This is a genomic window from Desulfobulbus elongatus DSM 2908 (assembly GCF_000621145.1).
Lineage (GTDB): Bacteria > Desulfobacterota > Desulfobulbia > Desulfobulbales > Desulfobulbaceae > Desulfobulbus > Desulfobulbus elongatus.
In genome coordinates, this window is the sequence record NZ_JHZB01000058.1 from 1 (window position 1) to 8,145 (window position 8,145).

At 52.3% G+C, this 8,145-nt stretch carries 5 protein-coding genes; 4 read left to right on the forward strand and 1 reads right to left on the reverse strand.

Translation table 11 applies throughout. The annotated features are described in order from the left end of the window. The first annotated feature begins 128 nt into the window (after positions 1 to 128). The 4 genes from Q362_RS21465 to Q362_RS0117040 are packed head-to-tail and all read left to right on the forward strand — an operon-like array spanning position 129 to position 7,730. A complete protein-coding gene (locus Q362_RS21465) occupies positions 129 to 1,331 on the forward strand; it encodes a Fic family protein (protein WP_084312944.1) in 1,203 nt (400 codons plus the stop codon). Further along, a complete protein-coding gene (locus Q362_RS21470) occupies positions 1,328 to 2,461 on the forward strand; it encodes a restriction endonuclease subunit S (RefSeq protein ID WP_157470289.1) in 1,134 nt (377 codons plus the stop codon). Before Q362_RS21465 ends, Q362_RS21470 begins: the two co-directional genes overlap by 4 nt. Continuing rightward, positions 2,458 to 4,506, forward strand: a complete 2,049-nt coding sequence (locus tag Q362_RS0117035) for an ATP-binding protein (RefSeq protein WP_028319621.1) — start codon at positions 2,458 to 2,460, stop codon at positions 4,504 to 4,506. Before Q362_RS21470 ends, Q362_RS0117035 begins: the two co-directional genes overlap by 4 nt. Beyond that, positions 4,503 to 7,730: a type I restriction endonuclease subunit R gene (locus Q362_RS0117040; protein ID WP_028319622.1), complete on the forward strand. Its 3,228-nt coding sequence runs from the start codon at positions 4,503 to 4,505 to the stop codon at positions 7,728 to 7,730. Before Q362_RS0117035 ends, Q362_RS0117040 begins: the two co-directional genes overlap by 4 nt. A 77-nt stretch (positions 7,731 to 7,807) precedes the next feature. Here the strand turns inward: Q362_RS0117040 and Q362_RS0117045 are convergent. Continuing rightward, a partial coding sequence (locus tag Q362_RS0117045; protein ID WP_211248523.1) for a transposase occupies positions 7,808 to 8,145 on the reverse strand: 338 nt, incomplete at its 5' end.

The following is an 8,145-nucleotide window of genomic DNA, read 5'->3' on the forward strand; positions in this document are numbered from 1 at the left end:
TTATAGCATTTTCTGCTCCAACACGCTGTTTTTATATCATTTCATACCGATCTGAATTGGGCGCTTTTAACGCATAACTATCGGATACTCCCGATTCCATCAGCCCCCGCCTGGTGCCCAATGTCGAGATGACCACCGTCGATGGCAAAACCCTGCTGGTGATCGAGGTGTTCCTGAGCAATTCGCGGCCCCATTACCTTCGCGCCGAGGGGCCGGAAACCGGCGTCTACGTCCGGCTCGGCTCCACCACCCGCCTGGCCGACCGGGAACTGATCGCCGAACTGCGCCGCTCCGTTGAAGGCATTGCCTTTGATCAGCTGCCCATGCCGGAGTTGTCTGCCCACGATCTGGATATCGACGCGGCGCAGGCTGCCTTTGGCTCCATCCGGGAGTTGGATGAGCAGGCCTTGCTCACCTTGAAATTGCTGACCCCTTATCAGAAGAAACTGGTGCCGACCAAGGGTGGAATTCTCCTCTTTGGCAGGCAGCGTACGCAGCATTTTTCCGATGCCTGGATTCAATGCGGCCGTTTCTTCGGCACCGAGAAAATCGATATTTTTGACCATATCGATATCGACATGCCGCTGCCGCAGGCCGTTGACGAGGTCATGCTGTTTCTGAAAAAACACGCCTATCGGGGCGCGGATCTCTCCGAGGTGCGCCGCAAGGATGTCTGGAGCATCCCGCTGGGGATCTTGCGCGAGATGATCATCAACGCCCTGGTGCACAGTGACTACTCGCAGCGTGGCGCCCCCATCCGGGTTGTCTTTCTCGATGACCGCATTGAGGTGGAAAGCATGGGTATCCTCCTGCCAGGCCTGACCATCGAAGAGATGAAACAGGGTGCCTCCCGTATTCGTAATCCGGTCATTGCCCGCGTTTTCAAGGAACTGGGCCTGATCGAACAGTGGGGCACCGGGGTGCGCCGCATATTTGCCGAAGCCCAAGAATTAGGGCTGCCGGAACCGAAAATTGAAGAAATCGCCCTGCGCCTGCGCTTCACCGTCTATCTGGCGAAACCGCATCGCATACCAGCGAATACGCGCAAGGGGCGCTCAGAAGAACAAGCAGAGATAACAACCCAGCAAGTAACCCAGCAAATAACCCAGCAAGTAAGAAAGCTGTTGGCTGTTTGTGTTGGTGAAGCAAGCAGGGCGGAGCTCATGAAAGCTACCGGCCTGAAAGATCGAGTCACGTTTGCCAGAAACTATCTGGAACCGGCGCTTGCAGGAGCTTTCATCGAAATGACCCAGCCGGATTCTCCGACAAGTCCGACCCAGAAATACCGACTAACCGCAAGGGGCAAGAGCGTGTTGGAGGGCGGGGCATGAGGAGACAAGTTCAAACAGTGCCCCTAATCACTGAAGTTTCTTTCCTTTCCGGTGGCACGCCTCGGATGAGTGAGTCTCGATTTTGGGGTGGTGATATACCGTGGATATCTTCAGGTGAGATGACCGAAAGTCGGATTTCGTATACTCAACGCAGCGTCACAGAGGATGGTGCGAGACACGGTGCAAGGATGGTGCCAGCGAATACAGTGCTTGTCGTCGTTCGCGGAATGTCACTGGCCAAAGAATTCCGTATTTCAATTTCAGAACGCGAAGTCACATTTAACCAAGATATTAAGGCATTGCAGCCATCCAAAAAAATCGATCCTTGGTTTCTCTTCTATTATTTGAAATCTCAGAAGCATGCTATTCGGGACTCTGCCACAGATGCTTCACACGGCACTAAGAAAATAGAAACTCGTGTGCTTGAGCAATGGCCATTCCCTTTACTTGATATTCCGACTCAACGATCAATCGCCTCAATCATCTCCGCCTACGACGACCTGATCGAAAACAACCGGCGGCGGATTCAGTTGCTGGAACAGGCAGCCCGGCTGCTCTACAAGGAATGGTTCGTCCACCTCCGTTTCCCCGGCCACGAACACACCCAAATCATTGATGGTGTCCCTGAGGGGTGGGAGAAGAAACCGCTGGGGGCTATCGCACCCCTGAAATATGGCAAAGCCCTGAAAAACGACGACCGTGTTCCTGGGCCGTTTCCGGTCTACGGCTCAAGCGGGATTGTTGGGACCCACACAAAAGCCTTCGTATCCGGCCCCACCATCATCGTCGGCCGTAAAGGTAATGTTGGCAGTGTATACTGGTCGCCAGACGATTGTCACCCCATAGATACAGTGTACTACGTCGACTCGGGACTCTGCTCTCTTTTCCTCTACTACGCTCTGCAGTTGATGACCTTTATCAGCACGGATGTTGCGGTCCCCGGATTGAATCGAGATTTTGCCCACAGCCGTTTGCTGCTGGTCGCGAATCATAAGATTCTTCGATTGTTCGAGGATACGGTGTCACCACTGCATCAGCAGATGGAATTGTTGAAGCGGCAGAATGCCTCACTCATCAAAGCCCGCGACCTCCTTCTCCCGAAATTGATGACTGGAGAAATAATGGTATGAGCATTGCGACAAATCTTCAAGGTCGTCTTCGAAACACATCTCTTCCAGCAAGTAGTGGCATGCTTCCTCTTTTTGAGGCTGTGGCCAATTCGATCCATGCTATTGAGGATGCCAACCTTTCTCCTGATGAGGGTAGTATCACTGTCCAGATTGTTCGTGATGGTCAGTTGAAGTTAGATTTCGATAAAGGGCGTAAGCGTTCGGGTCCAGAAGCTAAAGGTTACATTATCGGATTCACAATCACGGATAACGGTATAGGCTTCACCGATGAGAATATGGAATCCTTCTTAACCCTTGACAGCGAGCATAAGGTGAACCGAGGGGGACGTGGTGTTGGACGACTATTATGGTTGAAAGCCTTCGATAGAGCATCAATTCAGAGCGTCTATGAAACCGATCAAGGGCAACTGAAGAAACGGAGTTTTATTTTTAATGCAAAACAAGGGGTTTCCGACCCTCTAACAGAAGAAGTCTTCAACGAGAAGCGACAGACTGTTATCCGTTTAGACGGATTTTCTAAACGTTACAGTGAGACTTCCCCAAAAACTGCTGCAATAATTGCCCGTGCTCTTTTCGAGCATAATCTATGGTATTTCATTCGTGAGGGAGGGGCTCCACGGATATATGTTATTGATGGGGATGAAGTGGTTTCGCTGGATGATGTTTATCAAGAACAAATGGTTGAAGCGGCCAATACGGAAACATTTGAGTTGAAGGGGACTAAGTTTGAGTTAATACATATCAAACTTTCCGCATCATCCAGCCGAGGCCACAGTATCGCCTATTGTGCTTCAAACAGAGTTGTGACGCAGGATTCTATCAAAGGAAAAATCGCAGGTCTTCATGGTAGCCTTTCTGACGGACATAATGACTTTGCTTATGAATGTTATATCAGTTCGCCACTTCTTGACGAGCGGGTCCGATCAGAGAGGACGAGCTTCGATATAGCAGAAAATCCACTTGAGCTATTTGAATCAGTTGAGCTATCGCAGCGCGAAATTCGAGAGGCAGTATTGGAACATGTGACAAACTACCTGTCCGGCTACCTTGCAGAGAAACGACGCCTTGGAAAAGATCGGATATCAAATTTCGTCGCATACAAAGCCCCTCGATACCGGCCAATACTGAACCGGATACCGGAAGATCAGCTTGCTGTTGATCCTGACATAAACGATAAAGAATTGGAACTTTTGCTTCACAAGCATCTCACTGAAATTGAGAATCGTTTGGTCGCCGACGGGCACGATGTTATGACCCTAAAAGACAACGAGTCATATGACGATTACAAAGCACGACTTCAAGAATATCTAAAGACTGCAGAAGATATTAAAAAGTCTGACTTGGCAAACTACGTGGCTCACAGGCGCATAATTCTCGACCTTCTTGAAAAGGCAATTCAGCGCAAGAGCGATGGCAAGTATGAACGTGAGGATTTGATTCACAATCTCATCATGCCAATGGGTAATACATCTGATGAGGTAAATTTCGACACCTGTAACCTTTGGTTAGTTGATGAACGGCTTGCCTTTCATAATTATCTCGCTTCAGACAAAACACTTTTGGCCATGCCAATTACAGATTCAACCGAGACCAAGGAACCCGACATACTTTCATTAAATGTCTTTGACAATCCTGTCTTGGTTTCCGATACGAAAAAACTTCCGCTTGCATCTATTGTTATTGTCGAATTGAAGCGTCCGATGAGAAACGATGCTGCATCCGGAGAAGAGAAGGACCCTATTGAGCAGGCTTTAGGTTATTTGGAACGAATCCGAAGTGGAAGTGTACTGACACAGTCAGGCCGCCCAATACCAAAATCCTCAGATATTCCAGGATTCTGTTACGCTATTTGTGACATCACGCCAACAGTTGAAAAGCGATGCAAGGTTCTCGGTCTCACACCGACTCAGGATTTCTCTGGATACTTTGGGTATAATCCTAACTTCAAGGCCTATTTGGAAGTCATCTCCTTTGATCGCCTTATCAACGCCGCCAAAGAAAGAAACAAGGCGTTTTTTGATAAATTGGGTCTTCCAACTACATGAAATATAGCGAAGACACCCTCGTCCAGCAGACGACTGCCGAGTACCTGGAGCAACAGCTCGGGTGGTTGTCGGTGTATGCCCATAACAACGAGGACTTCGGGGCGGACAGCCTTCTGGGGAGAACCTCGGACCGAGAGGTGGTGCTTACCCGGATATTACGAACCAAGCTGGCTGACCTGAATCCCGATTTGCCTGATGGCGCTTATGACGATGCTATTCGTCAGATCACCGCCACCATGGCCTCCCAGACCATGGCCGCAACCAATCGCGAAAAGTACGCTCTCTTGCGCGACGGGGTGCAGGTCGCCTTTCGCAACGACAGGGGCGAACGGGTCCGGCAACGGCTGAAGGCGGTTGATTTTGAGGCCCCGGAAAACAACGATTTTCTCTGCGTGCGTGAGTTGTGGGTGAAAGGGGATCTCTACCGGCGGCGGGCGGATATCATCGGTTTTGTCAACGGATTGCCTCTTCTGTTCATCGAGTGCAAGAATATTCACAAGAATCTGAAGACCGCCTTCGAGCAGAACTTTTCCGACTACCGCGATACCGTTCCCCACCTGTTCCACCACAATGCCATCGTCATGTTCGGCAACGGTGTGAAGGCCAGGATCGGTTCCATCACCAGCCGCTGGGAGCATTTCAACGAATGGAAACGGTTGGAGGAGGAAGCGCCTGGAGCCGTGGACATGGAGACGCTCCTCAAGGGCGTCTGCGAGAAGCGCAACTTCCTCGATCTGGTGGAAAACTTCATCCTCTTTGATGAGACGGCCGGGGAACCCAAAAAGATCATTGCCCGCAACCACCAGTTCCTGGGCGTAAACCGGGCCATTTCTTCGGTCCGGGACCGGACGGCGCGGCAGGGCAAGCTGGGGGTCTTCTGGCATACCCAGGGCTCGGGCAAGAGCTACTCGATGGTGATGTTCACCCGCAAGGTACACCGCAAGCTGGGCGGCAACTTCACCTTTCTGGTTCTGACCGACCGGGATGATCTTGATACCCAGATCTACAAGACTTTTGCCAACTGCGGCGTGGTGAGCGACCAGGAGCCGTGTCGGGCCGCCAGTGGCCGTCATCTGAACACCCTGCTGACGCAGCACAAGGCCTACATCTTTTCTCTGATCCAGAAATTCAATCTGAAGGTGGAGCCGGAACAGCCGTACAGTGACCGAGACGATATTATCGTCATCACCGACGAGGCCCATCGTACCCAGTACGGCACTCTGGCTCTTAATCTGCGTAACGCCCTGCCCCATGCCAGTTATATCGGCTTTACCGGCACGCCCCTGTTCAAGGATGATGAGATTACCCGCCGGGTCTTCGGCGAATATGTCTCGACCTATGACTTCCAACGGGCGGTGGACGACCAAGCCACGGTACCGCTTTACTATGACGCCAGGGGCGAGAAACTGGGCGTGGCCATCGGTGACTTGAACGAGCGGATCGCCGCCAAGCTGGAGGAGTTGGAAACCGACAGTATCGATGTGGAGCAACGGCTGGAGAAGGAACTGAAGCGTGATTACCACGTCATTACCGCCGGCAAACGGCTTGACCAGATGGCGCGGGACTTTGTGCGCCATTACTCGACCGGCTGGGAGACCGGCAAGGCGATGCTGGTTTGCATCGACAAGGTCACCTGTGTGCGGATGCATAAGCTGATCGATTTCTACTGGCAGGTGCGGATCAACGAGTTGGAGAAGGAATTGGCTGGAATCGGTGACGAGCAGGAGGAGCTGTTTCGCCACCGGCAACTGGATTGGATGCGTGAAACCAGAATGGCAGTGGTGGTGAGTGAGGAGCAGGGAGAGGTAGACAAGTTCCGTCGATGGGATCTGGACATCATTCCGCATCGGAAACTGATGAAGGAAGGGATCGACCTGCCGGAATCGATGCGGGAGAAACCGGAATACCGCAACCTGCAGACCATGGACATGGATGATGCTTTCAAGGCCGATGAACATCCGTTGCGGGTGGCCATCGTCTGTGCCATGTGGCTGACCGGCTTTGACGTGCCAAGCCTGGCTACGCTCTATCTGGACAAGCCGCTCAAGGCCCATACCCTGATGCAGGCCATCGCCCGCGCCAACCGGGTAAGTGAAGGCAAGAACAACGGCCTGATTGTTGACTACTGCGGCATCCTCAAGCACCTGCGCAAGGCTTTGGCTACCTTTGCCGGAACCAGGCCCGAAGGTGAAGGTGGTGAGATTGACCCGGCCCGTCCGGATGAGGAGTTGCTGGCTGATCTGGCCGAGGCCATCTTGATGGTGCGGGCATTCCTCGAAGACCGGGAGGCCTCGCTGGATGACGTTATCCAGAAAACCGGCTTTGAACGGAATGGGGCCATTGTCGCCTGCAAAGAGGCGGCCAACGAAAACGACGAGACCCGCAAGCGGTTTGAAGTGATGTGCCGGGAGGTGTTCAAGAAGTTCAAGGCCTGTATCAACGTGGAGGGGGTGAACGCACATCGGGCTGACCGGGACGCGGTCAATATTATCTATAAGAGTCTGCAGCAGGACCGCGACCAGGCCCACATCAGCGATATCATCCGCCAGTTGCATGCGATTGTGGATGAGGCGATTGAAGTGAAGTCGGGGGTGACTATCGGTGAGCCTGGGCCGGATACCACCTACGACATCAGCCGGATCGATTTCGAACGGCTGCGGAAAGAATTTGAGCGGAGCAAGAGCAAGCGGACCACGGTGCAGAATCTCAAGCAAGCCATAGAAACCCGGCTGCGGCGGCTGATGGAGCGCAACCCGTTGCGAACCGACTTGCAACTTCATTACGAACAAATCGTGGCGGAATACAACCGGGAAAAAGACCGGGTAACTATCGAGCAGACCTTTGAGGCCCTGTTCCGCTTTGAGCAGGGGCTGGACGATGAAGAACGGCGGGCAGTCCGGGAGGGGCTGGATGAGGAATCGTTGGCCATTTTCGACCTGTTGAGAAAGCCGGATTTGTCGGCCAAGGAGATCAAGCGGATCAAGCAGGTGGCGGTGGAGTTGCTGCAGACTTTGAAAAGGAAGATTTCAGAAATCGATCATTGGCGTGACCGTGAGACCACCCGCGATACGGTAATGGTTGAAATACATAATTTCCTGTACAGCGATACCACCGGCCTGCCGGAAGTTTTTTATACGGAAGAGGATGTGCAAGCCAAGACGGACGAGGTATTTCATCACATCTACCGGGTCTACCCGACCATTCCCTCGCCGTTTTATGCATGATTGTTTGACGCGAACTGGTGAATCCTTTGGAGCGCTTTTCCATCAATGAAAGGGCTACGCAGGTTTTTATTTTTGGTTCATCCGGCAAATGCGTACCCGGAGTTGTGTAGGTTGTAGAGTCTGAGCTTGAAGTATTCCATGTCACGGAACCCATAGGCCTGCCGTTTCATGGTTTTGATTTTGTTATTAAGGCCTTCCAGCGGGCCGTTGGTAATCTTGTGGGGGTAGTAGCCGAGCAACCCTTGCATGCTGGCAAGTATCGTCGAGCCGACCGCGTTGAGTTGTTTGATGCCCGAGGTCAAGGCATCGAAGCACCAGTTGAGGAGAAAGGATTGAGCACGGTCTGCTGTGCCCTGGCTCCAAAACAGGCGGAGTTGTTCCTTCATGGCATGGAGAGTGAACAAGGGCTGATTGG

Coding starts and splice junctions, on each gene's coding strand:
- Q362_RS0117040 (WP_028319622.1), top strand. CDS start 4,503: ATGAAATATAGCGAAGACACCCTCGTCCAGCAGACGACTGCCGAGTAC.
- Q362_RS21470 (WP_157470289.1), top strand. CDS start 1,328: ATGAGGAGACAAGTTCAAACAGTGCCCCTAATCACTGAAGTTTCTTTC.
- Q362_RS0117035 (WP_028319621.1), top strand. CDS start 2,458: ATGAGCATTGCGACAAATCTTCAAGGTCGTCTTCGAAACACATCTCTT.
- Q362_RS21465 (WP_084312944.1), top strand. CDS start 129: ATGACCACCGTCGATGGCAAAACCCTGCTGGTGATCGAGGTGTTCCTG.